This is a genomic window from Xenorhabdus entomophaga, from assembly GCF_037996725.1.
Classification (GTDB): Bacteria; Pseudomonadota; Gammaproteobacteria; order Enterobacterales; family Enterobacteriaceae; genus Xenorhabdus; species Xenorhabdus khoisanae.
Genome location: NZ_JBBMXH010000080.1, coordinates 1 through 23,516 on the forward strand (window position 1 = coordinate 1; position 23,516 = coordinate 23,516).

Annotated in this window: 16 protein-coding genes and 1 pseudogene; all 17 read right to left on the minus strand. The window is 45.7% G+C overall.

The window, feature by feature from the left end:
* Positions 1-574: 574 nt before the first annotated feature.
* On the minus strand, positions 575-1,315 hold the full coding sequence (locus AAC854_RS15790; RefSeq protein ID WP_340617948.1) for a DUF6708 domain-containing protein: 741 nt from the start codon (positions 1,313-1,315) through the stop codon (positions 575-577).
* A 50-nt stretch (positions 1,316-1,365) separates the two neighbouring features.
* Positions 1,366-1,629 carry a hypothetical protein gene (locus tag AAC854_RS15795; protein WP_340617949.1) on the minus strand — a complete coding sequence of 88 codons (264 nt, stop codon included), beginning with the start codon at positions 1,627-1,629 and terminating at the stop codon, positions 1,366-1,368.
* Between the two features lie 9 nt (positions 1,630-1,638).
* Positions 1,639-4,323: a T6SS effector BTH_I2691 family protein gene (locus AAC854_RS15800; RefSeq protein ID WP_340617950.1), complete on the minus strand. Its 2,685-nt coding sequence runs from the start codon at positions 4,321-4,323 to the stop codon at positions 1,639-1,641.
* Position 4,324: 1 nt separating this feature from the next.
* Positions 4,325-5,185, minus strand: a complete 861-nt coding sequence (locus AAC854_RS15805; RefSeq protein WP_340617951.1) for a DUF4123 domain-containing protein — start codon at positions 5,183-5,185, stop codon at positions 4,325-4,327.
* 11 nt (positions 5,186-5,196) lie between these two features.
* A complete protein-coding gene (locus tag AAC854_RS15810; protein ID WP_340617952.1) occupies positions 5,197-6,894 on the minus strand; it encodes a DUF2345 domain-containing protein in 1,698 nt (565 codons plus the stop codon).
* A complete protein-coding gene (locus AAC854_RS15815) occupies positions 6,885-7,604 on the minus strand; it encodes a type VI secretion system Vgr family protein (RefSeq protein ID WP_340617953.1) in 720 nt (239 codons plus the stop codon). The genes AAC854_RS15810 and AAC854_RS15815 overlap by 10 nt, the downstream gene beginning before the upstream one ends.
* The gene (gene tssH, locus AAC854_RS15820) at positions 7,601-10,273 is read right to left on the minus strand and encodes a type VI secretion system ATPase TssH (RefSeq protein WP_340617954.1); all 2,673 of its coding nucleotides are present in this window, start codon (positions 10,271-10,273) and stop codon (positions 7,601-7,603) included. The genes AAC854_RS15815 and tssH overlap by 4 nt, the downstream gene beginning before the upstream one ends.
* Before the next feature lie 253 nt (positions 10,274-10,526).
* Entirely contained in the window at positions 10,527-12,239 is a 1,713-nt protein-coding gene (locus tag AAC854_RS15825; RefSeq protein ID WP_340617955.1) for an OmpA family protein, read from the minus strand.
* 7 nt (positions 12,240-12,246) lie between these two features.
* Positions 12,247-12,939 (minus strand): type VI secretion system protein TssL, short form, encoded by a 693-nt coding sequence (gene tssL, locus AAC854_RS15830; protein ID WP_340617956.1) that lies wholly within the window; start codon positions 12,937-12,939, stop codon positions 12,247-12,249.
* The gene (gene tssK, locus AAC854_RS15835) at positions 12,936-14,273 is read right to left on the minus strand and encodes a type VI secretion system baseplate subunit TssK (RefSeq protein WP_340617957.1); all 1,338 of its coding nucleotides are present in this window, start codon (positions 14,271-14,273) and stop codon (positions 12,936-12,938) included. The genes tssL and tssK overlap by 4 nt, the downstream gene beginning before the upstream one ends.
* Before the next feature lie 202 nt (positions 14,274-14,475).
* Positions 14,476-14,967: an Hcp family type VI secretion system effector gene (locus tag AAC854_RS15840; RefSeq protein WP_340617958.1), complete on the minus strand. Its 492-nt coding sequence runs from the start codon at positions 14,965-14,967 to the stop codon at positions 14,476-14,478.
* A 248-nt stretch (positions 14,968-15,215) separates the two neighbouring features.
* A complete protein-coding gene (gene tssC, locus AAC854_RS15845; RefSeq protein WP_340617963.1) occupies positions 15,216-16,769 on the minus strand; it encodes a type VI secretion system contractile sheath large subunit in 1,554 nt (517 codons plus the stop codon).
* Positions 16,770-16,796: 27 nt separating this feature from the next.
* Positions 16,797-17,294: a type VI secretion system contractile sheath small subunit gene (gene tssB / locus AAC854_RS15850; protein WP_340617959.1), complete on the minus strand. Its 498-nt coding sequence runs from the start codon at positions 17,292-17,294 to the stop codon at positions 16,797-16,799.
* A 1,437-nt stretch (positions 17,295-18,731) separates the two neighbouring features.
* Positions 18,732-19,268 carry a cupin domain-containing protein gene (locus AAC854_RS15855; RefSeq protein WP_340617961.1) on the minus strand — a complete coding sequence of 179 codons (537 nt, stop codon included), beginning with the start codon at positions 19,266-19,268 and terminating at the stop codon, positions 18,732-18,734.
* Positions 19,269-19,316: 48 nt separating this feature from the next.
* Positions 19,317-20,684 (minus strand): hypothetical protein, encoded by a 1,368-nt coding sequence (locus AAC854_RS15860; RefSeq protein WP_340617962.1) that lies wholly within the window; start codon positions 20,682-20,684, stop codon positions 19,317-19,319.
* Between the two features lie 23 nt (positions 20,685-20,707).
* A complete protein-coding gene (locus AAC854_RS15865) occupies positions 20,708-23,404 on the minus strand; it encodes a DUF4011 domain-containing protein (RefSeq protein WP_340617964.1) in 2,697 nt (898 codons plus the stop codon).
* Positions 23,405-23,516, minus strand: a pseudogene (locus tag AAC854_RS15870) (ISAs1-like element ISAzs12 family transposase); the annotation flags it as partial.

A 23,516-nucleotide genomic window follows, 5' to 3' on the forward strand; every position in this document is an offset into this window, starting at 1 on the left:
ATCTTTGTATGCCAGGACTCTTTTTCGAAAATCTAAACTGTAACCCATTTCACTTTATGCCTTGTCATGTTGGATTTGGATATTATGACATATTAGTATGATTCTGCTATAACATCCCCAAATCATAATACACAGGAATGTGATAGCAATACCAAAGCTTATCAAACTAATAAAACCTTTACTATTATACTGTTGTTCAACTGTTTCTAAGTAAGTTGAATTCATTTTAATAATAGTATCATTATCATAAATCAGCGGATTATCAGGATGAGGCTGGCCTTGATAAAGGCGCTCACTTTTTTATTGTTCAGTGAGTAAACGGCTCCGTGGATAAAGTCTAGATACATCCTGATGCTTTGATGATATTATTAACTCCTAACTTGCCATTATATTAAATCTGCAATCATCTATTTTTATTGATCTCTTATTGAATAAATGGATAATTAATTGAATGTAATTTATACAATTTAATTAATTATGATACCGCCATAAAAAGAAGGCTTTCGCCTCCTTTTTATTGTCACAACTAAAATTAAAAAATATTGATGATAAAAAAATATATTATTAACATCACTTATAGTTCATTATCATATTTTGACTTTATGATCTCTTTAATCCGTAATTGTGCTTTTTCTTCACGTTGATAAAGCTGATTATACTCTTCTAAACATTGATTTGCTAACACAAGACGCCACATATGATGTGGATTATTTTCAGCACTTACATTGATAGGATCATCCGATATAATCTGGCAATCTTTTTCTATTTCCGCTGTCCATTTGGGCATTTTGCAAGTTCTCATCAGAAAATAACGATGAATGCTGGTTAATAAAGAAAATGGACCTTTTAAAAGCAAAAGTGGCCATTCTATACGTGATTCTAGCCTCAACATATACTGTAAACCAAAAATATAGGATTCTCGGCGATCTGAAATTGGCAAACAAAATTTTATTGTATCAGCTAATTCAGGCAAACAATCTTCTTCCATATAACAGCGGATAAATTCCCAATATTGAGATAATTCCGTACGATTAACGCCATCAATACCTGTGCCAAAAGTATCAATAACAGTTTCACCATCTTCAGCCAAGATATGACCATTGATCATCCAACTACTACTAATAGTTCCAACACTCTTCTGGGCTGTAAAGAAAACTGATTTCCAAGGAAATGATATTATTTCACCATTAAATTTAAAAGCATGAATCATCTGTGAACGTCGATTGTAGCGCACAGGACAATGCGTCAACGTTAGCCACTCTTTATAAAGAAAGTAAAAGCAAAAAACTGAAAAAACAAAAGAAAAAACCACCATAAAAGAAAGCAATAAAAATATAATGGAGATATTATATTTATAATAAACTTCTATAGAAAAAAAATAGAATTAAAAAATAAATAAAGCATCACTATAAAAGCAGGTAACGTAATAAGACTTATCACGCCTCTTTCTAAATAATGTTTATCAACCATCTCAATATATGTAGAGTTCATTTTTATAGTTGTGTCAAAGTCACTAACTGAAGTGATTCCTTTACGTGGTTTCCCTTGAAGAAACCGCCAATCTTTTTCCTTCTCAGTCAGTTTCCTGCTATTTTTATAAGGTAATAAAAAGCCTGTGATATTTATCATTTATCTTCCTTATTGTGCGAATATTTTCTCAAAAGACTCTGATTCTGTTTCCATGTTAGGCCATTTAGGTTCTATTTTTTGAGAGCGAGCACCAACATCTTTACTTATAGTCTCACTATCTGCAGCCCACAATGTACGAGATATCCATTTTTCAACTTCATTCAATTCGTTATTAGAAATAAAAATATTAACTATAACATACCCTAAAAGCAGCAGCAATGATATTAAAGCACCTATAGGACCGAGATTCGCTAATGCGACTATCACCATTGCTATCGAGAAACCTGCTGAGAAAAAATATAAAGTTCCCAGCAAATAGTTTTCTTTACTTAACTCTTCCTTTCCTTTTATCGCATCAAAAATTCCTGTCACTAAACCAAAAATCGTTCCAATTTTGCTAAAAATGTCTAATATTTTCATAAAACGGCGATATATTATTCTCCCAAGTACATTACGCATATGTATAGAAAATCTGGCAATATTTAATGATTTAAAACTAGTCAATATTATATTTATTAAATCAGCTAATCCTCCAACAACGCCCATCACATCAGCTGCGAATTTTATAACTGCTTCACTATTTTCTTTATATTTCCCATCATTAATAGTTTTCATAATACTACCACTTTGCCATATTAGAGAAAAAACACTAAATCCACAATGTGCTCCAGTAACAATATCAGATCTGACTCTGGCTTTTTGTTTAGAAGAAAAATCAAATGTTTTTTCCAACCTTTCACGACCATGAGAAAATATTTTTTCTCTAATTTCTCTTTCACTCGTTAAAGTTTCTGTCACTCTTTTCCCTCTCCCCGCATTTGTTGTATTTCTTAGTTCCTTTGCTTTATCTACATCAATGAAAATAAGATAGGTTGAGGTTTGCTGATGTGGAGGTGTATCACCTTCCAAATGAACTCTTTTTAAAAATGTTTCTGCATTTATTTCAGAAAAAATCTTACTTTGTTCACTATTATTAATTCTAACCAATGCATTTAATTCATTAATTGCCGCATGAGCAAATTGTGTACGAGTGCCTGTAATTGCCCTCGATAAAACCGCAGTTCCTTGAAAAGAAGAGATTAAAGTTACAAGAGGAATGGGAGCATGGTTAGTTATACTAGAAAAAATTTTTGTTAATATACGAGAACTTGCAGCAAGCATTCCATCAAATAGTTTTTCTATAAAGGGTTTATTTTCTTTTATTAAACTGGCCGCCACATCTGCCAATTTATCCCATGATATATCATCATATTTAAATCCACTATCTTTTTTGCCATCTTCTTTTTTACCATCCCCTATTTCACTACTTGTTTTTAATTCAACGCTTATAGCATCCCTCAATTTTGAATTATTTAATGTGAATGCATTTAATATATAATTACTTGTTGATAAAATCGGATCCAACAATTTATCTTCAAGAAAACCATTAAGAAATTCTTTATTTGATATAGCAGTCATTACATCGAGAACAGACTGACTATAGACCAAACCATATTCTAACTCTTCATCGTCAAAATTTAATTCATAATAATCTTTTATTAGATTACTATTTAGCCACAAAAGGCTCATATTATTCATTGGATTCATGAATTTTTCTTCATACTCTTTAGTGCATAAAGTAAATTCTTCTATGAACTTATTCCTCTCATTTTTATCAATATATTTCTCATATTTTTTCCATGCTAATTCAGAATCTTTTTTTATCTTATCATAATTATATTCTTTATCGAGACTTTTATAAACGGCATCATATGATGAAGGAAAAAAGTTGTATGGATTATTTGATTCACTCTTCTGTAAATCCTCAATCTTTTTTTCAGTTTTACAATAAAGTGAAACACTTGTTTCTATATGGTTCTCTTTAATTCCATACTCTAATGAATTAAGTGTATTGTTTAATGAGAAACCTCTTTTATATTTTTCATTTTCACAAATATTCACTTTATATAAATAGTCATTCAGCGTATTGACATCTCTAACAATCGCCGTTGGATCATTTAAAAATAAAATAGCCCCTTCCCCTGGATAGTTTTCTTTAGCTACTGAAAGAATATTTTCAGAATGAATACGATCTTTCACGATCCATTCATAATTTGTATATTCTTTTACCTTACATTTTTTTGAATTTTCCGAGTATTCAGCTACTTTGCTCTGTAAATTACTTAATTTTTCAACACCATCTGATTTTTGAGAACTTATCCAATTATCAAGATTAAATGAAACCATAGTTCTTTTTCGCACATCAGGATTATCAGCATGTTTAGCTTTAATTTTTCCTGTCCATGGAGTTTCAGACCAGCCAAACCAAAAAATACCATTTTCTTGATTATTAGGTAAAAGATAAAGTGTAATCAATGAAGCCTTAGCGATATCTTTCGGATTATTCACACAAGGTTTTTTATCTCCTGTAGCTATACAATCAGGCACTTCCCCACCTTCAGGTAATAAATAAAGATCCCCTCCCATCGTTACATAATACTCATCCCAGCTAGCATGTTTTTCTGAATACACATATAAAAAACCATTCCTTAATATTCTGGCACTATATTCAGCCATTCCTTCAGCTGTAATTGGCATTGGTACATTTTCACTTAACTGAGGTAATCCATCACTCTTATAAACTACCGCAGGTCTTACCGGAAGAATTGGAAAACCTATACGCTGACAAAAACCACACTGTTTTACTGCATCCATATTATTTATCTCCATTTATATTAATTAACCCTTGCTTAACTTTTTGTAATTCCTGATTATTAACATTCATGACTGTTTTCGAAAAATACTCCGCATGCTCCGCACAATCCACCAATAGTACTTTAAAGTATCTATGTTCATAAAAAAACATATTCACCGTAACCCCATAAAACGCAAACGCTACCAAATCGTTTCTATGAGTTAATTTAAACCGCTCAGTCGCTACCTGAAATAATCCCTCAATCTCCATGCTAACTTTTTTACGTTCTTTCAAATTAGGAATTGGCGACATTTTTGCCAGCACCTGATTAATCATTCCAATACGATGAACCCGATTGATCTGAATATTCGCCGGTGCAATTTTGTAAGGTTCCTCTTGCGAGAATGAAAGCGTATGCCATTCACCAGCTAAATAAAACGTCCAGTGTTTAATAGTATCCACTGAAAGCTGACTACGAAAAGTCGGAATATCCCACAACCATGAAAGATGAAATAAAACTCGCGGATCGTAATAACGCAGAATAAATCCTTTACGTGACTTATCCTGAATATATAACCCATGCACCAGCCTGTTTTTCATCTCTTCCGGCGGTAATTCACTGTCAAAAAATAGCGAAACTATGGGCTGTCTTTGTTCTTCTATCGATTTATTGATAGAAGAAAATAAATTTACCCACATCGTCGGTGAGAGTTCGTGCATGGGAATTAACCACGGGTATAACTCTGCTTGCGGTGCTAATAACGGCGAAACCACTTCGATCACCGGCAATTCGTCATCAAGTTCGGGAAATAATGCCCTGTCAATCAGGGCATAGCGGTGGTTTTCCAGAGGGAGGGATTCTGGTAAATAAGTTGCGTACATAGCGTAATATCTCAGCTTAAAGGGACGGTAGCATCACCACGGCCTGCCGCTTCCGAAGACAGGGTTTCACAAGCGGTAAAGTTAGGGTGCGGCTGGCTTATCGTTGCTGGCCCGGCATAGTCGAAGTTTGCACTCTGCACCTTGAAGTCGCCTTGCGTGCCACTTTCTATCTTGGCCGGATCAAGGGTGATATAAGAGCCACCACATTCAAACGTGATTTTCTTTTTGGCTGAAATAATGATTTCATCGTCAGTACTCGTGATACTGATGTTCTTCTTGGCGGTGATTTCCAACGCACCGGTCTGAGCCTGAATCTGAAGTTTTCCCGCCACCGCAACCAATTTCATACCCAATTCATGGGCCAGAATGGAGACGGCTTTCTTTGCTGCTATCGCTATACGTTTCAGCGCAGAAATTTCGGTATTTCTGCCCGAGGTCATCACAATGTTGTTGTTGGCACTGTGTTGAATATGGTTAGGTGTTGATAATGCAATTCCTCCCGGCGCACTCGCTGCAATCACAGGTTCATTGATGCCTTTAACATATCCCGCCAAAAAGCGTTCCTGATTGCTGGTATCTAATGGCTCTACTTGCGCCGTTCGCATGATATTTGACAGTGACTCTGCCATATCAAGGGCATCAGCTAACTGCTGCTTGATTTGGGTCAGATCCAGTTGTTCACCAAGTGCACGCTCTTGTTCATCTGCACTGATAAACAACCCTTTCCCCGCCCGAATTGCACCCCAGCTATCCGTGCGCAGTTCAAAGCCGTCGCCGCGTTTCTTCTCATTTGAATCAACAAGATGCCCCAGATTCAACTGGCTTTTGCCACCGTACTCCGTACTCAGCTTGATATGCTCCTGCCCCCGCCGATCTTCCATCCGCAGTTTGTTATTGGTCGGCGTGCGGATGACGTTACGTGTGCGGTTGCGGGCGGTAATATGGTCGGGGCGGTAAGAGTCATGCAGCGCATGTGCGATATACGGCCGGTCGGGATCACCTTCGTGGAAGGCTATCGCCACTTCCGTTCCCTGAATCAGCGGGAAGTGAAAACCATACGTATCCCCACCATAGGGTTTTGCCAACCGCACTGGCATACTTTCGTAGCCTTTCTTTTTCTCGTCATGGTCTGCATCAAATTTGACCCAGTACAATCCATCCAGATTCTGGTGGGCGTAAAGATCATTGGCAATCGGGCTGGTCACGCGCGCGGTCAGTGTGCCGCTGATAACCGGACGCGGTTTTAGTGCCGGTCGCCAGCACAGGGCTTCCGTATAAGGCACTGCCGTGATTTTGACCAGCAACGCTTCCGCACGGCTACCCGTGAAACGCAGTTGGGTCATCAATATCCGGGACTGAAAAGCGGCTGGCAGGGTCGATGGTACAGTTTTATCTTCTATTTCCAGCACCTGCCCAGCCAGCAGGGTCGGGTCGGTGCTTTGCCCGTACAGCAGGGTCTGACACGCCAAAAAGCGTTCATGATCAAGCCGCGCCCAGAAGTTGGCTGTTTCCGGCTCAGGGTAGAGTTCATCCCCCGTCGTGAGATGACGCAGTTTGTAGTAAGTCACGTCACCGTAAGTGATGTCCTCTCCGTCGCCACGGGTCATATCGGCCTGTGCTGAGTTCAGGATATGTTGCGCGGTACGGAAGTTATAATCTTTCGTCTGAACGGAACGCTCAACCACCTGATGGCGTTGGGTTAACCCCAAATGGAAGCCTCACCGTTATCACTCATTCCTGACGGGCTGTTTAACGGCAGTTTTTTGCCATATTCGTAACACCGCTGTTTATCACCAAAGTGGATGACTTCCGTTTGTGTATCCGGTTGCAAACGGAAGGTGTAGAAAATCCCCAACTCTGACATCAGGCGCTCGATAAAATCACGGTCACTTTCATTGACCTGATTGATCTGCTCCCGTTTCGGGTAGGTATTTTTCAGGTTAAATTCAAATTCCCACCCTTTGAAATTGTGTTCCCGCAAAATCTCTTCAACAATTTCCGGGACAGATTTATTCAGGAAGAAGCGGTAAGAGCGCTTTTGGTGACGCAGCAGGGCAAATTTCGGTTCCAGAATAATCTGGTACTGGGCTTCATCTCTGGAGCCACCTAACCGTTTGAAATTCGTGACGACCCCGTGTACAACACGCTGAGTCTGCGGGGGCGTGGTGACACCAAAGGCGGTTTCGCCCGGCGTGCGCAGGGTGAATGTGGCACTGCGGCGCAACATTTGTTGCGGCTGGATATCCTGCGCCGGGCTGGTAAAGGCAATCCGGTAGCGATAGGTATCGCTCATGGCTTCACGGCCGGTAAAGTCTTCTACATCCAGTACAGCTTCACACCCCTGAATCACCAGCGTGTAGCGATTCAGGGTGTTTGTCAGTACAGTTCCGGTTTTTTTAGCGGGGTCAAATAAACTCATGGCCTGGCCTCTTCATCAAACGTCAGTGTGATACCGTCCTCGCCATAACCCAGCGTCAGTGTACTCGCTGCCTGCTGGGTCGCCTGACGCATAAGCAGTTGCTGGCTCAGCACCGGCAGAATTTGCTGGTTAAGCAGGCTGTCGATATTACGCGCGCCCGTATCCGGTAGCAGGCACGCTTCCACCAGCGTGTCATACAGCGATTCTTCTACTACACAGTTCAGGCGGTAGTGCAGTTTCAGCCGTTTCGCCACCTGCGCCAGTTTCATCTCCACGATGGTACGCAGTGCTTCCGCCCTTAGCGGACGGTAAATCACCGTCTGGAAACGCGCCAGTAAGGCAGGCTGGAAGTGGTCGCGCAGTATCGGCCTCAGCAGTTCATGCAGGCTGGCGTCCGTTGAGTCCGGTTGTTCATCCAATAGTTGCATCAGGTGGTCACTGCCCAAATTCGATGTCATCACGATAACCGTGTTACGGAAATCTATTTCACGCCCTTCCCCGTCCCGCATAAAACCCCGGTCGAATACCTGATAGAACAGGTTCATCACGTCACGGTGGGCTTTTTCTACTTCGTCCAGCAGCACTACACTGTAAGGCCGTTTGCGCACCGCTTCCGTCAGAATTCCGCCCTGACCGTAACCCACATACCCCGGCGGTGAACCCTTGAGCTGGCTGACTGTGTGCGGCTCCTGATATTCCGACAGGTTAATGGTTATCAGTGATTTCTCGCCCCCGAACAGGCTATCCGCCAATGCCAATGCCGTCTCGGTTTTCCCGATCCCGCTCGGCCCCACCAGCAAAAAGACCCCCAACGGCCCGTTTTCGGAGGCCAGCCCGGTCTTCGCTGCCCGCAGTCGTTGTGCCATGCTTTCCAGCGCCGCATTCTGGCCGACTACCCGTTTTTCCAGATGTTGCTCCAGTGCCAGCAGGTCAGCCTGCTCATCTTTCATCAAACTGGAGAGCGGAACACCGGTCCAGTCGGCAACCACGGTCGCGACCGTGCGCACATCCACATCCAGCCCCAGCAGCGGGGTTCCATTCTGGGCTTCCGTCAGTTGCTGTTGCAGGCGGGCATTTTCCTCCGCGTCGTTCCCCGACTGGCGACAGGCCAGCAGCTGTTCAGTCAGCGTTTTCTCCTGTTGATATTGTGTTTCAATTGCTTGGAGCCGGCTTTCCAGTACCACTCGTTGTTGGGTGATATCAGTCAGGCGACTGGCTTCCACCGCATTGCCCACCGACTGATCTTCCTGCAAGGCTTCGGCTTCCAAATCCAGCGCTGCCAGAGATGAACGCAACCGCACCAGTTCATCCGGCTGGGTATCAAGGCTCATTCTGACCCGTGCACTGGCGGTATCCAACAAATCCACTGCTTTGTCCGGTAACTGGCGGCCTGTCAGGTAACGGCGGGATAAACTCACAGCCGCTTTCACCGCGTCATCGGTAATGTGTACGCCGTGATATTTGGCATAGCGGGATTTCAGGCCGCGCAGCATCAGACTCGCTTTTTCATCATCCGGCTCATCCACCTTGACGATTTGGAACCGGCGCTCCAGTGCCGCATCCCGCTCAAAGTATTGTTTGTATTCTGACCAGGTGGTCGCGGCAATGGTGCGCAGTTCTCCGCGTGCTAAGGCCGGTTTCAGCAGGTTGGCGGCATCCGCTCCGCCCGCCTGATTACCTGCCCCGATAATGGTATGGGCTTCATCAATAAACAGCAGAATGGGTGTAGGTGATTGTTGTACCGCATCAATGATGTTTTTCAGCCTCTGCTCAAATTCCCCTTTCACTCCCGCACCAGCCTGTAGCAGCCCCAAGTCTAAGGTGCGAAGGCTGACGGTTTTCAGGCTTTCCGGTACGTTACCTTCGGCAATCCGCAGGGCCAGTCCTTCCACCAGCGCGGTTTTTCCTACCCCCGGCTCTCCCACCAGTATCGGGTTGTTTTTGCGGCGGCGGGACAGGATGTCTATCATCTGGCGGATTTCATCATCACGGCCAAAGATTGGATCAATATTGCCGGCTTGGGCTTTCGCGGTCACATCCAAGGTAAATTTATTCAGTACCGCTAACAGTGCATCGGACAATGGTTGGCCGGACAACGGGGCAGTGCCCGAAGCAGCAGGTGAAGACACAGAAGCTGGTGAGTCTGGGGTAAGACGGGAACTGTCATGGCCCAGCATCGCCTGTTGTTGCACTTCCGGGCGCTCTTCGGACTGTGCATCCAGCAGCGGACGCAGCCGTTGCAGCTGGGATGCGCCCACGGTCAGCAGGGGCCATGCGCCTTCACAGCCCACCAGTGATGGGGTTTCCCGCAGGGCGGAAAGTAAATGGATACTGCGGATATGCCCTTCGCCTTCTTCCAGCGAAGCAAACAGCCAGGCGTTTTTCATCAGGGTCAGTAACGGGGCAGACAATTGGGGGCGGCTGTGCACGGTACGGGGGTAAGCATCAATATGGTCCAGCAGGGCCTGCCACAAAGCGCCCATGTCCCACTCATAGCGACGGGCCAGAACCGTGATGTCACTCTCGCCCCGCTCCAGAATTTTGAGCAGCCAGTGCTCGACGGTGATTTCAGCGTGTGCCCGTGTCTGGCACAGGGAGGCTGCGGCTTCCAGTGCCTGTGCGCAGTACGGGTTTAACCGACGCAATAACATTGTGGATGAATTTTCCATAGTTTTTTCTCCTTGGCTTACTTGTCGAGTGGGCTTTCCCGATATTCCGGCATGCTACCGCCATAACCGTTAACCGAGGCCCATAAGGTCGCTAAGATTAGTTGTTGCTCCCTTTGCCAAGCCTCCGCGCCCGGAATTTTGCAAAAACAGGGGCTTGGCAAAAATAGCCACTAACAAACTATGTGCTGATAAAGGCGGTTTCCCGCCTGCTGAAGAAAAAACTTATTAAGCCGTTTTACGTTCATTCCACGCATCAGAGTGAAGAGAAGGTTGCTGCTGCCTGACAAGCATTGGCCTGCGGCACCAGACTGATTTCGACTCGGCGGTTGGCCGCACGGCCTGCTTCCGTATCATTGGATGCAACAGGCTGGTTTGCACCATGCCCCTGCACCACGAAACATGCAGCCGGGATGTCACTGTTTTGTAGCATCCAGTCGCGTACAGCTTCGGCCCGCTTAAGGGAAAGCTGCTGATTAAATTTAGGATTGCCTGTGTTGTCGGTATAACCAGAGATCACAATTTGCTGACCAGATTTGTCCTTAATTTGGACAAGTGCACTCACCAATACTTTGGTAGCATCTGATTTCAACGTTGATTTACCCACCCCGAACAAGGCTAGACTATCCAGACTGACGGTCTGGGGTTTAGGCACCACAACCGGCGGAGGGGATGGTTCGACAGGTTCTGGTGGCAAAGGCGGTGCCCAGCCGGCAATCGCTGCCTGCACGACAAGGAGCATTCTCTGTCCCTGATACAAACCAAGCGAATGAGAAAGAGGCTCTCCTGTGCGATGCCAATCGGACAATAAATTTGCGTCTTCTTTCAGTTGACCCCAAGCCTGCGTTTTCGGCTCAGGCGGCTCTTCCACCAAACGCTCAAACAACGCCACATCATCCTGTATCTGGGTCAGCAAACTCCGGTTATTGCTATAACTCGCCAATACAGCCAGAAGCAAGAAAACACCACCAATCGCACCCGCAATACCGATATAGACTTCCATTGTCGTCAAGCGGCGATGTCGGGGTAATTGGGTAAGCAGTACGTCAGGAAAAGGTAACTGAGCAGCAACATCAGTCACCGGAGGCACAGTTAAGGTCGTTGTATCGCCTAGTTGTTGTAACCAAAGGTTGTTAGTCACCGTCTGTAAAGGCGCAAAATGCAGCGCCATCGCACAAGGCACCAGAGCAGGTGTTCCGGTTTGAGGTAAAGCCAACAAAGGTAAAAAGTGTGTATTCAGCCACTGTACAAAATGATCCAACCAAACCATTTCAGAACAATGCCTCAGGTGTTCACCAAGTTTCGGTACTGACCAGACCGACAATGGCAGGGTTGTTTGTGTTGTACTTCTTACCTGAAACCCTGTCACTGTGTCATGTAAGGTAAACCACGTTGCTTCTGCCTGAGAGGAGGCAACATCTAATGTGACCAGTGGATTGAGATAGCTGCATAGCCAAAAAGGAGGCAAGTTCCCAATCCACTGCCGACTTTCACCCAGTGCCCGCCGCCACTCCAATACGGATTGCTGTAATTTATCCTGATCATTTAACTGCTCAGGCACAACACAAAACATGACGGAAAGGTTAGCCAATAAAGCAGGAGAATTCTCCGCAATATGTTGAACTGCATGAATAAATGCTTTTGGTTCTGGCGTAGCAATATACCATCCCTGCAATGCTTCCCGATGGGCAGAACCTTGGCTGAACAGAGCCTGAGAATGACTACATACCAGAACCAGTGATCCACGAAAATCCTCAGCAGGTAAAGAAAGGTTACTGAGATCGGTATGCCGTTCCTGATATTGTTCAGCTTGATTACGCCAACGGAGGATTAAACTCCCTGCCACAGCCAACGTCACCAGTGTCAGAAGAAGACGTATACCGGTTCCTAGTGGCCAAAATCCCCAGATTAGCCAGAAGCTCAGTAAAACCGCCAGCAGACACAGTCCTTGTTTAAACAAGATTCGCATCGAAGGATTATCCTTGGCTAAGCCATTGATGAACGAGTTGCCGTAACGATGCAGATAGCCCCCACCACAATGCCCCTAGCGCGACCAGTCCGCCAATCCATCCCATCCAATACATCCGACGACGGCTAAGATAGCGTGCAGGTTGGACAATCAGGGGTTGGGAAGCAACAAGCGCATAAGGTGGCACCTGGCGAGCCAATGCGGTTAAAACATCTTCTCGGTGATCATTTTCCATCGTTTGATATTTGCCGCTGAATCCCAGGGTCACTACACGGTGAAAACAGATCAAAACAGCAGGATCGGGGGCCGTCTCCTGCAACACAGTACGAACGCGATCCCACAGTTTGTCCCCTGCTTCCAATGTATTGAAATACTTGGTCTGAAGCGGAGATTGCAGCCATTGTTCATACCCTTCATCCTTCACTCCCCGATTCATTACGCTTTCATCTAATAGTGCACATTGGGCATACGACATATGGTCAACCGCTGATTTGGAAAAACCGGCCTGCTCCAGAGATTCGCGTGTTTTATCAATCTGTTCACAGGCCCGGCGGTAAAGTGCCTTACCGTTTTCGACCGATACTCCATTGCGCAATTGGCATACCATAAGCCAGGTATCAGCAAATAGGGTATCGATAGTGACAGCCATGTCTTGCTTTTTGTTAGGTTGTATAGAGTCAGGTTGTATAAAGTGAGTCATGAGCGCAACACAGCAAATAATTCAAGTTGAACATCACCCAGCGTTCCGGGTACGTAGAAAGCACAATGACCAGAATCCAACATGGTTTTCGCCGGAGTGTTATTGAGCTCTAATGCGAAATACTGGTTTTCAAGCCGCATTGGAATTGCTGCCGGTACATGAGAAAGTGCCATCAGTGGTACTCCGTTGAGTGCCACATTAACCACGTTTGCCACTTCATCCGGACTACCCACTTTGCATAACAATGGAAACTGGGTTTGCAACAGATGAGCCGGCAAAGAAGAACGCACTGACAGGTAAAAATCCGCCTCTTCACGCAAACGGCTATCATTGAAATCGCCTTTCCAAAACTGACCATTTTTCGCCAATGCAATCGAAATGACCCGCGAAGGCAAACTGGCCTCTAACAGTTCATTCAGCAGTTCAAACAAAGGCGGGAAAACAGCTCCCGGTGCAAGATGCTGATAGACAGGAATTGCTTCAGGCTGGTGCTCCAACGAGAAAGTCAACAAACTACCAGCCAGACGAACCAGCTCACGATAGAGCAGTTCCGGGTGACGAGTCGGGCTTGCCAATAATTCTGCTAATACGGGTTCGCTACTATTCAACGCATTAAGTAACCAGAACAATGAAACATCCGCTACGGCAAAATCAGCCAGACGCTCGTTACTTTCCCGGCGAATGCTCATCAGACGACGGCGTTTAGCTTTCAGGCGATGCATCAAATCTGTCAGCGACTCCATGAGTTCTGGGCTGGCGGAGCAGGCAAGCATCGGTGGAATAAAATGGCGATCAAATGTCCATTGGCCTTGGGAATTACGGATAAGGCGAGCCACCGGACAAACCAGATAAGCACCATTTTCCTCATGGGTATAACGCAAAGTAATGGCGTAACGCTCAATGGCGATATCAGTCAGTTCGTTACCGATCAAGTCTTGTACAGACACCCATTCCTGCTTGTAACGACGCGGCCGATCATGGTGCCCATCCTGCGCCAAATTACCGCCATTGGCTTGCAGTAAAGGCAAGGCCAGTACGATATCGACGCTTTCGCGTCCTTCAATGGAAGAGAGGTCGACCGCAGGAGGAAGGTTATCCGCAACCGCAGTATCAATCACTGAACCATCAGGAAAACGGACGATCAGTTTAATCGCATTTAACCGAGAAATAGCCAATGCGCCTTCATCAAACTCCGCTTCCAATACCCCCCAAGGATGAGCTATTGCCAATTGTGCTACAGTATCAGTCAGGTACGTTTCCCAACGTGCCTGCTGCTGAAATTGTTGTGGGGCCAAAAAGGCGCCATCAGTCCATAACGGACGGTAAATCTTCATGCAATTCTCCGCTTGCACTTTGGCTTTCGGCATCTGGAAAACCAGCGGCAGGTTGACACAGGACTGAAATCTTGTTATGGAAAGACCGAATTACTGAATGAAAATACCTTACCCGTGATCAATAATATGGTTTTCAACTCCTGAGACAAAAACATCCGCCCTATCAAGCAGGCGGTTACCCGCCTGCCGGAATACACCTTAATTAGGCAGTAGTACGCTCATTCCAGGCATCGGAATGAATGATGTTACCGTCTTTATAAGTCCAGGTGATTTTCTCATAACGCAATTCGATCTCTTCCAGATGGTTATGCTTCTCTTTAGCGGGATCTTTGATGTCGTGCATCTTCGGAGCAACCTTCACCACCTTGACATTTTCCAGTGTCGTATTGAAGTATTCCACTTCCTGACCAGCATCGTCGATCTTATACCATTTGAATTCCGCCGTTTTCAGTGTCTGACCGGTGGTAACCGCTTTATACAGGTACGGGCTGGATGCGTCGATTTCTTTGGTGAATACGAATGGAGTATGGATACGGGTGCCAGTCAGCTTACCCGTGTTGTTATCTGTAGGGATATACAGAGTGTGGTCCTGCGCCACGACTTCAATGCTGCCTTCACGGCTTTGCACATCAACAGAGCCTTTGATATCCGCGCCACCGTCATCTTTCAGCCATAAGTAAACAGGAATTGCCATAAGTTTATTTCTCCATAAATTAAATAAATACTTCACAAAGTTCCGGTGAAGATATCCATTTGCTATCTGACAGGTACGAACCTGTAGCAACAAATTAGTTTGATACAACAACTCACTTCCTGTGAGACGCTGTATCTCTAGATGCCCATCTATCCGTGACAGGCACTCATCCTTCGTAATATCCCTATCATCTCTCAAGTAGCGACTTTATTAACTGCATCTTGAAATTCATTGGGTATGATCTTTAATTACGCTTTGGCTTTCGGCATCTGGGAAACCAGCGACAGGTTGATGTCCATGCCTTCGACCTGAAAGTGCGGCACCGCATACAGTTTCACTCGGAAGAAACCCGGGTTGTCTTCAATGTCTTCCACCACCACTTTTGCATCCCTCAGCGGGTGCGATGCCTGTAAGTCATCACTCGGATCGGTCATTTCCGTCACCAGCCCGCGCACCCAGTTATTCAGCTCCAGCTCCAGCAGGCGGCGGTCTTTTGTCGTCCCGATATTTTCACGCTGGATCAGTTTCAGATAATGCGCTATTCGTGACAGCAGGAAGATATACGGCAGGCGCGAGTTGATGCGGCTGTTGGCCGTCGCATCCGCCGTGTCGTACAGCGCCGGTTTCTGGCTGGAATTAGCCGAGAAGAAGCAGGCATAATCCCGGTTCTTGTAATACGACAGCGGGATGAACCCCAAGCTGGCAAACTCAAATTCCCGCGTTTCCGGTATCATCACTTCCGACGGGATTTTCACCTGACTGCCTGTGCCCAAATCGTATAGATGAATCGGCAGGTCTTTCACCGCCCCGCCCGCCTGCGGGCCCCGGATTTGTACACACCAGCCGTTATTGATAAAGCTTTTTACCATGTTCGCCGCAAATGCAAAGGTCGCGTTCGTCCACAGGTACTTCTCGTGGTCCGGGCCTTTTACCTCTTCCACGTAATTGAAGTTGCGCACTGGCACCGTGTCCGGGCCATATGGCAGGCGGCCCAGTACCCTAGGCATGGTCAGGCCGATATAGCGCGCATCGTCCGAATCCCGGAACGCCTTCCACTTGAGGTATTCTGCCCGGTCAAAGTAGTTACCGATATCCTTGATAGCCGCAACTTCTTCCATTGTCTCTTTGCCAAAGAAGGTCGGACCCACTGAGCCGATAAATGGCATGTGCGCCGAGGCCGCCACCTTCGCGATGTTACGCAGCAGCGCTACGTCCTGCGGACTGCGGTCAAATTCAAAGTTTGATATCACCGCCGCTATCGGTTCACCACCCGGGGTATCGTATTCCTGAATATAGGTATGGTGGTACAGCCCGCTCTGGACGATTTCCGGACTGTCCTCAAAGTCCTGACGCAGGTCATCCTTCGCCACGTCCAGTACTTCTATCTTCACGTTCTGGCGGAAATCCGTCCGGTCCACCAGAAACTTCAGCCCACGCCAGGCCGATTCCACTTGCTGGAATGCCGGGTGGTGCATCACTGCATCCAGCTGGCGGCTGATTTGCTGATCCAGCTCGGCAATATGATGGTCCAGCAGCGTCTTATCCAGCCGCTCCACTGTCTGCCCAGCCGCCTTCAGGCGCTCCAGAAACACCTGTACCGCTGCCGTGACGCGTTCATCCGCAGTCGCATCCGCCAGGGCCGCATTGTCCTGATAGACATTGATATCCCCCAGCCTTGAAACCGGGTTCAGGTTGATTTTCTCAAACAGCGAGGCATACACGCTGTCCTCCGGCACAGTTCCCTGAGCCAGCACAGTTCCCTGTGCTCCGGGCACAGTTTCAGTATTCACAGACATCAGCATCATCCTGTAGTCAAGGTATCCGTTAAATTAGTCCTGCTCCGGTGCCAGCCCGGCCAGTTCACTGCGCAACTCGTCACTCAGTGACGGATCTTTCAAAATCACTTCCAATTCACGGCGGAACGTCGCGTTATCCAGCAGGTTGGATTTCAGGTCACGCAGCAGGTTACGCATCGCCAGCATGGCGCGCAGTTGGGGGATTTGGCGGGCCACCTGTTCCGGTTCAAAATCTTTCATATCCCTGAATGTCAGGGCTACGTTTTCCTCGCTGCCATCCCCCGCCAGAGTGTTCTCAACCGTCAGGTTGACGCCGGGCTGAAAATCCGCCAACACACTGTTGAAATTGTTTTTATTGATGTTGATTTTTTCGCGCTCTGACAGCGGGCGTTGCTCCTGCCCGTTGCTGTAATCGCCCACTACCAGTAACTTCAGGGGCAATTCCACTTTCTTCTGCGCCCCGCCCGTGTGCAAATCGAGCTTGATATTGACGCGGGCCTTGGGGACTTCATTCTGGAAACTGTCTGACATGGTTTTTGTCCTTTAAAACACGTGGCTGTCCGCTGTCCAATAGCAATGGCTTTTCTGTCTTCAATAATTTCCTGATTACTCAGCAAAAATGGCTTCAAAACACAAGCAGGCCATAGTCCCCAGAATAACCGGAACCTTATAAGTCATAAACAGCTCAAATATCAGGAGGAAGTCGAAATCAATAAATTATTAGCATAATTTATTTGTTTTATGGAAAAATAAGCCAATAGCATGAATGAGCATATTTGAATTGCATATATCATGACTTAAAACCATACAAAATAATTAACTAAGTGATATTAACTCTTATTCCTTTATGGTATTACTCTCCGTCACTTCAGATAGAAACAGCCAAAACATGAACGCAATCTATAAAAAAACCGCAGCAATATAATACAAAAAGGACATGTCCATCATCAGACCATTCTGATGATGTTCAAATAACCTGTATTATTTGCCGCACCTATGAAGATAAATCAGATTATCAAAACAGTTAAGATTAAAGCATATATCCAACAAACCTAATCAGTAGATTTAGTTAAGTATATGGCTGCATTCTTTCCTATTGTTTTGTACGGATACATGAGATAGACAGAAGGTTTTATCAGACTGGTATAGTAACTTAATCAATTGAACCTGTAGTCAAAAGCATAAAAAACGATCAAGTAAAACTATCATAATAACCCTATCGATTTAAACTGAACCTCTCCATAAAGAATGTAGAACATGACAATCAAATAGATCCTCCCCATCTATTAACATCCGCTATGAAAAGCAATGGAAAACATAACCGAACTCACCTTTATCATTTTTTAATTTGTCAGAGCCTGAGCGAAAATAACATCGTTTTTTATCTCGTCATAACCAGCGGAATATCCGTCAATAAAGCAGGTATTAGGTGAAGGGGGCAGTAACAAAGCGGATACCACCAAGGTGTTTGCCACTGAAAAATTAACTGAACAGAATATTTTTGCCTATGCTGAGAGCTTAACAGGCGCTGCCCCGTTCACCAGAGTTCCCAGTAAAAAAGGAGTTTATACCGCAAGACTGGCTGATGGTAGTAGCATAAATTTGCGTAAAATTTCAACAGAGAAGATAAAACCAAGGCGCTTTGGACACTTGAGATTATTGGCGATGAACAGATAGAACAATTGCAGGGTAAATCTAAAAAAGCTGTGGAAATCAAGTTTCGGTGAGGAGAAGAAAATGTTGTTTGATGAAAAGACTTACACATTTTTCCGAGATGAGCTAGAAGAAAGTTCTCCTAGTGTTATTTGGGGAACTATGACTAAAATTGATGTGGTTTGTCGTTTGTTGACGTAGCTGTCTGCTATGCAGCTTGGCTTATGCGGTTGTTTTGTCAGTAACACTCGTTGAGAAAACAACCTGTGACCTTTTTGTTTTTTGGGAATTACTCAACTTACAATTGCGGATTTTTTATGGCTCGTTTTCCCAATAATCAACGTCCTCGTTCAGAAAATTTATGGCACTGAATTTTTTAACTTCATTTATCGTTGATTTGGCTAAATATTTATTTGAATCAGGGTATTCACATATTTCAGGACTTTCCATTGTACTTATAGAAATATAACGCAGCATTTCATCAGACGTATTGATAATTTGGTGTGGATATTTATCTCCCGGAGGAATGCAGATAACATCACCCTCTTTGATAGGTATCATGTTATCAGCGATACGGAGTGTTCCAGATCCATTCATAATAATGAACATCTCTTCCTGTGAATGATGGAAGTGATACGGTACTGCCCGTTTTCCGGGAGGAACGCAGTCAACAGAAGCACCAAGCTTGCAAGCCGGAGTGCTATCGGTCAGAGAGGCTCCACGAGATGCGTAAAATGGAGAACGTTCAAAATTATCCAGTTCGACTTCATTTATATTTTTGATTATAAAATTATTCTTTGGCTTCTCGTCTATCACTGTTTTTTCTCCAATTGGTAACCAGTTATTTTTCATATAGCGGGTTCTATATTGACGTAGCGACAGTATCTTAATCTCATTAGCTTACCCCTTACGCATCCGCGTTTTGTTATGACTTACCACGCGTTGCTGCCGGGCAGTGTCACCCCGTTCCCTGACTTTCATCTTGCCACTGCCGGGAGGTAATGCCCTATCAATCGTCAGTTCTGCACCAGATTTTGCCAGATTATCCTGTAACTGATGGTGTTGATGGCACCAGATAGCATCAATATCTCTGTCACGCGTGGTATCTCTTTCTTCTGAGAATGCCACTGTCCTGGCCTGAAAACGGGCACTCTCTTCACCACCAGCCCCAAGTTCTAATCCATAATCCGGCGTTGACGGATGAGCAATTACCACCTGTCCGTCAGTCAACCACGCATTAACCGTATTTTCATTCACCTGATAACCTAACTCACGCAATCCTTCCAGCACAACATTGCGTCGTTCAGCTGCGATAATACGTCGTTCTATCCGGATAATTGCAGCGTTAACAAGTTCCAGACGGGTTGTTATCTCGGAAAGCGAACCTTGCTGGGCCACGCTATCAGCTTCACGGGCAAGGGTTATTGCTTCTTCATCCTCCAGACTTTCCAGCTCAGCCATTGCCACAACCAGCTGGGTACGAAGATCCTGTAGTTGCTGTTCCTGACGAATCTGTGCTGCCAGTTCAAAAATCAGCGAGTCTGCTTTTAGCTGTCTTTGTGTTTCATCTTTCAGTGATAAAACGGTTTGATACTGTGCCTGATATGGCGTGAGATCTAATTGGTTATCAAGAATGCCCAGTTTGATTATCATGGCTTCTATCTGACCGAACTGAACGGCCGTTTCCGGATCTGGTGCTTGCCAGTCACGCGGCAGATCTGCGCCTTGTTCAGTCAGCAGTGAGGATAATAGTGCCGATTGATCTTCTGTCAGACCCGATTGCTCTTTGGCCGCCAGTTCTAAGGCCTGATAAAGTAAAGCGCTTTGTGGGTCAGTGTCATTCGGTAATGACTGAACTGATGCGGTATTCAACGGATGATTAGCCGGCAGCTTATCTTTAAGAAGCCCGGCTAAGAGCGTCAGGTTTTTGCTGCGATGATGGCGTTTTCGTGCTTCTTCGGCTTGTTCTTCCAGCAATTCTGCCTGAAGCAGTGGTATCTCATCCTGAATATCCTGCGTGAATTTTTCAATACGGCGTTGCAAGGTATCCATTTCATTCGGTGACATAGAAACTGCTCCCTGCGCCATGCGAATATTTATTGCCTGAAGTTGCTGTGAGAACAGTTGATTCCGTGTTTCATCCGTATCGGAAAGCTTCTGGCTAATATGCTGCCAGTGTTGATAAAACTGCTTTAATCTGGCATGTGCACGTCGGAATGCAATTAAATGTTGTTTTCTGATTCTGATTGTATGTAGGGATGAACTCATAACAATACCTATAAAAATAATATTTATAAACAATGCGTTGAATTATGCGTTGAGAAGGCCTGTGTAATCGCAACAACCAGTTTCTGCTGTGCGATATCCGGCTGATGATACCATTCCGTGACAGAAATCCGGTAACGAGCCGGAACCACGTGCTTTAACACGGATGCCCGCCATATTTCCCGCGCCCTTGCCTGTTGTAATAACGGATGGTGCGGCATATCGCATTCCAGCCCGATGATATATCGTCCGCTGTGTTTATCTTCAATAATGCAATCAAAATAGAAAATCCCGGCCTGCTGCACTTTAGCTATCTGCCATCCTTGTTGTTGCGCGAATTGTTGTTGCATAAATTGTTGCACGAAATTCACCACGGATTGCACAAAGCTATCATTAAGACCATCATGAGTTCGGTTGTTATCACTCAGGTCAGTGTTTGTGTAGCACATTTTGTTGAGTAATGTCTGATTATGTTCGCGTTGTCCGATAGTCAGGTTACGGGCAAACGTCAGATATTCTACCGGCATCTGAGAAGCTTCATCATAAATGACCGTATCAAAAAAACCGGGTTTGAGCGGTAAAATCTGACTGGCAACATCCGGCGTCATCAACCACACCGGACGCAGACGCATCAAACCTAACGCTTCTCCCTCTTCGATAAATTCCCGCAACCTTCTGGCTCTTTTTCCGGTTAAGCGCGTAATCTCTTCCCACACCCTCCGGGGGCTGATTTGCCGGTATTCCAATCCCTTATTGAATGCTTCACGGTTCAGTGTCTGTAAATCTGCCAGTGTGCTTTCCAGTTGTTGAGTATTGTAATCCAGTGCGTCCTGTTCTGCGGATAAGTTCCTGGTGGTCACCGGCATGACGGCAGAAAGTTTCTCCATCACACCATCAACTGTCAGTCCGGCATGCCCGAGAAGCTGTGTCAAAATAGCCTGCCACTCTTTTACCGGCGGAATACCGTTCAGGCTGGCCAGTGCCGGATTAAGTCTCACCGCCCCACGTTCATTATCAAACTGCAAACGTGCAATACCCCGCTGTCCGGCATTCATGACCAGATTAACCGGCCAGAGAAACAGCGGCGCAATGCGGGGTTTCATCTGTGAAGGCTGGGTATGAATGAGCAGGAACGGAAATCCCAGATACATGCCGTTTATGCCGGTATCGCGCTGATATAGCTCGGTTTTCACCTGCAACATCCGCAGCCTGTCGTTGACTTTAGACATTTGCAATAAAGTCTGGCTATCGATTGCAACAACATTTTTCGACCGGTTAATTAAATGCTGTAACAAATCCTGCGCACTTTTCCGAACACCACTCAATTCAGTTAGATCAACCCGGCCTGCCGATGGGGTCAGGCGCATACGAACTAAAGAACCCCGCTGCGTATTTGCGGTGATTTTCCGGGTAAAAAACTGCATAACCTGCTGAACATAGCGCTGCTTTTCCGGTATGACCCATTGTTCCGCAGCAATCGCCAGCATCACAATGACCTGTTCAAGCGGCAGACGCCGTGTCAGTAAAAACTGTTCTGTCCATTCATCAATATCTGCGATTCCGCACCGGCAGAAATCACCGATCCGCTCCCTTAACTGCTGATACAGTGTAAGACGGGGTAACTGTAATAACGCTTCTGCCTGCGTGCGCTCAAATGTGCTGATACGATAGCGTTTCGCCAGTTTAGCCGCCTGATCCAGTAATGTCTGGTATGCAATGAACTGTCCGATATCGGCACTCAGCAATAGGATAAGGTCTTCGGCCTGTAAATTCTGTCTGTCAATCAGTGTCCGTAAGCCGCTGTGATGTGTATCAGGAAACAACCGATGATGCACCTGCCAGCGGGCAATAAGCTGACTATGAGAGGTAATCAGCAGATAAATTCTGAGTATATTTTCATTCAGGGTGATTTCCAGCGCCTCTGCCCGTCTGCGGATCTGCTGCTGACGATAATAAAGTTGCACCAGCCAGTGCTCAGAGTCGATTTGCCGTAACAGTTGTGCCAGCGGATCATTAATCAAACTGTAACTGATATCCGTATGCTCTAATAACCAAGAAGGTGTGACGATCTCACCGCGGTAAATAAACGGCATATCCGGATTCAGCGCCTTTAAGGTCAGCATCAGGCGCAGATTGTCATCAATCTCCGGCATATCGGTAAAAAGACGCAATTGCGGGTGAATGGATTCATAGTGACTCATTCCGGCAAGCCATGAAGATAGCTCCCCGCGCAGCAACAAGGACAAGGCTTCATCCCATTGAGTGGTTTCCGCGGCTTTCAGAGCAAACTGTGTTGGTTGGCTATATGCCTGCCCCGCAAGAGTAATCAGCCGCCCATGTTGTGGCGGCTGATGATTCGTCTCAACCGGCGCAGCCATCGGTCGTCCGTCCAGCCATGCTGATACCTCCGGCCACTGCCAACGCTGTGTGCGGTCGCGGGTTAATAATCCACGCAGCAGAATGTGGATATTTTCATCCAAATCATCCGTAATGGTAACACCGTGAGTCATCACCTGAATCAAAAACGCATTGGTGTGAACCTGCTCAAAACAGCGGCCCCGGGTGAGCTGTTCCAGCAGAATAATGCCCAGACTCCACCAGTCAGAAGCGGCGGACACTCCTTCGGCTAAAGTTTCCGGTGCGCTGTAGCGACTGATATCCAGTGGTGAGACGATATCAAGGTCGAACTCCGACAAACAGGCAGAACCAAATTCGATGATCACAATATCGTCGTGAAGCTCACCCTGATTGCCTTTTAACGCCAGCACATAATCGGCTTTGTTCTCAACAATCTGGTCAGCAATTTTGTACTGGCAGCCCATCGCGTCAATCGTG

Coding starts and splice junctions, on each gene's coding strand:
- AAC854_RS15790 (WP_340617948.1), bottom strand. CDS start 1,315: ATGGTGGTTTTTTCTTTTGTTTTTTCAGTTTTTTGCTTTTACTTTCTT.
- AAC854_RS15795 (WP_340617949.1), bottom strand. CDS start 1,629: ATGATAAATATCACAGGCTTTTTATTACCTTATAAAAATAGCAGGAAA.
- AAC854_RS15800 (WP_340617950.1), bottom strand. CDS start 4,323: ATGGATGCAGTAAAACAGTGTGGTTTTTGTCAGCGTATAGGTTTTCCA.
- AAC854_RS15805 (WP_340617951.1), bottom strand. CDS start 5,185: ATGTACGCAACTTATTTACCAGAATCCCTCCCTCTGGAAAACCACCGC.
- AAC854_RS15815 (WP_340617953.1), bottom strand. CDS start 7,604: ATGAGTTTATTTGACCCCGCTAAAAAAACCGGAACTGTACTGACAAAC.
- tssH (WP_340617954.1), bottom strand. CDS start 10,273: ATGGAAAATTCATCCACAATGTTATTGCGTCGGTTAAACCCGTACTGC.
- AAC854_RS15825 (WP_340617955.1), bottom strand. CDS start 12,239: ATGCGAATCTTGTTTAAACAAGGACTGTGTCTGCTGGCGGTTTTACTG.
- tssL (WP_340617956.1), bottom strand. CDS start 12,939: ATGACTCACTTTATACAACCTGACTCTATACAACCTAACAAAAAGCAA.
- tssK (WP_340617957.1), bottom strand. CDS start 14,273: ATGAAGATTTACCGTCCGTTATGGACTGATGGCGCCTTTTTGGCCCCA.
- AAC854_RS15840 (WP_340617958.1), bottom strand. CDS start 14,967: ATGGCAATTCCTGTTTACTTATGGCTGAAAGATGACGGTGGCGCGGAT.
- tssC (WP_340617963.1), bottom strand. CDS start 16,769: ATGCTGATGTCTGTGAATACTGAAACTGTGCCCGGAGCACAGGGAACT.
- tssB (WP_340617959.1), bottom strand. CDS start 17,294: ATGTCAGACAGTTTCCAGAATGAAGTCCCCAAGGCCCGCGTCAATATC.
- AAC854_RS15855 (WP_340617961.1), bottom strand. CDS start 19,268: ATGAAAAATAACTGGTTACCAATTGGAGAAAAAACAGTGATAGACGAG.
- AAC854_RS15860 (WP_340617962.1), bottom strand. CDS start 20,684: ATGAGTTCATCCCTACATACAATCAGAATCAGAAAACAACATTTAATT.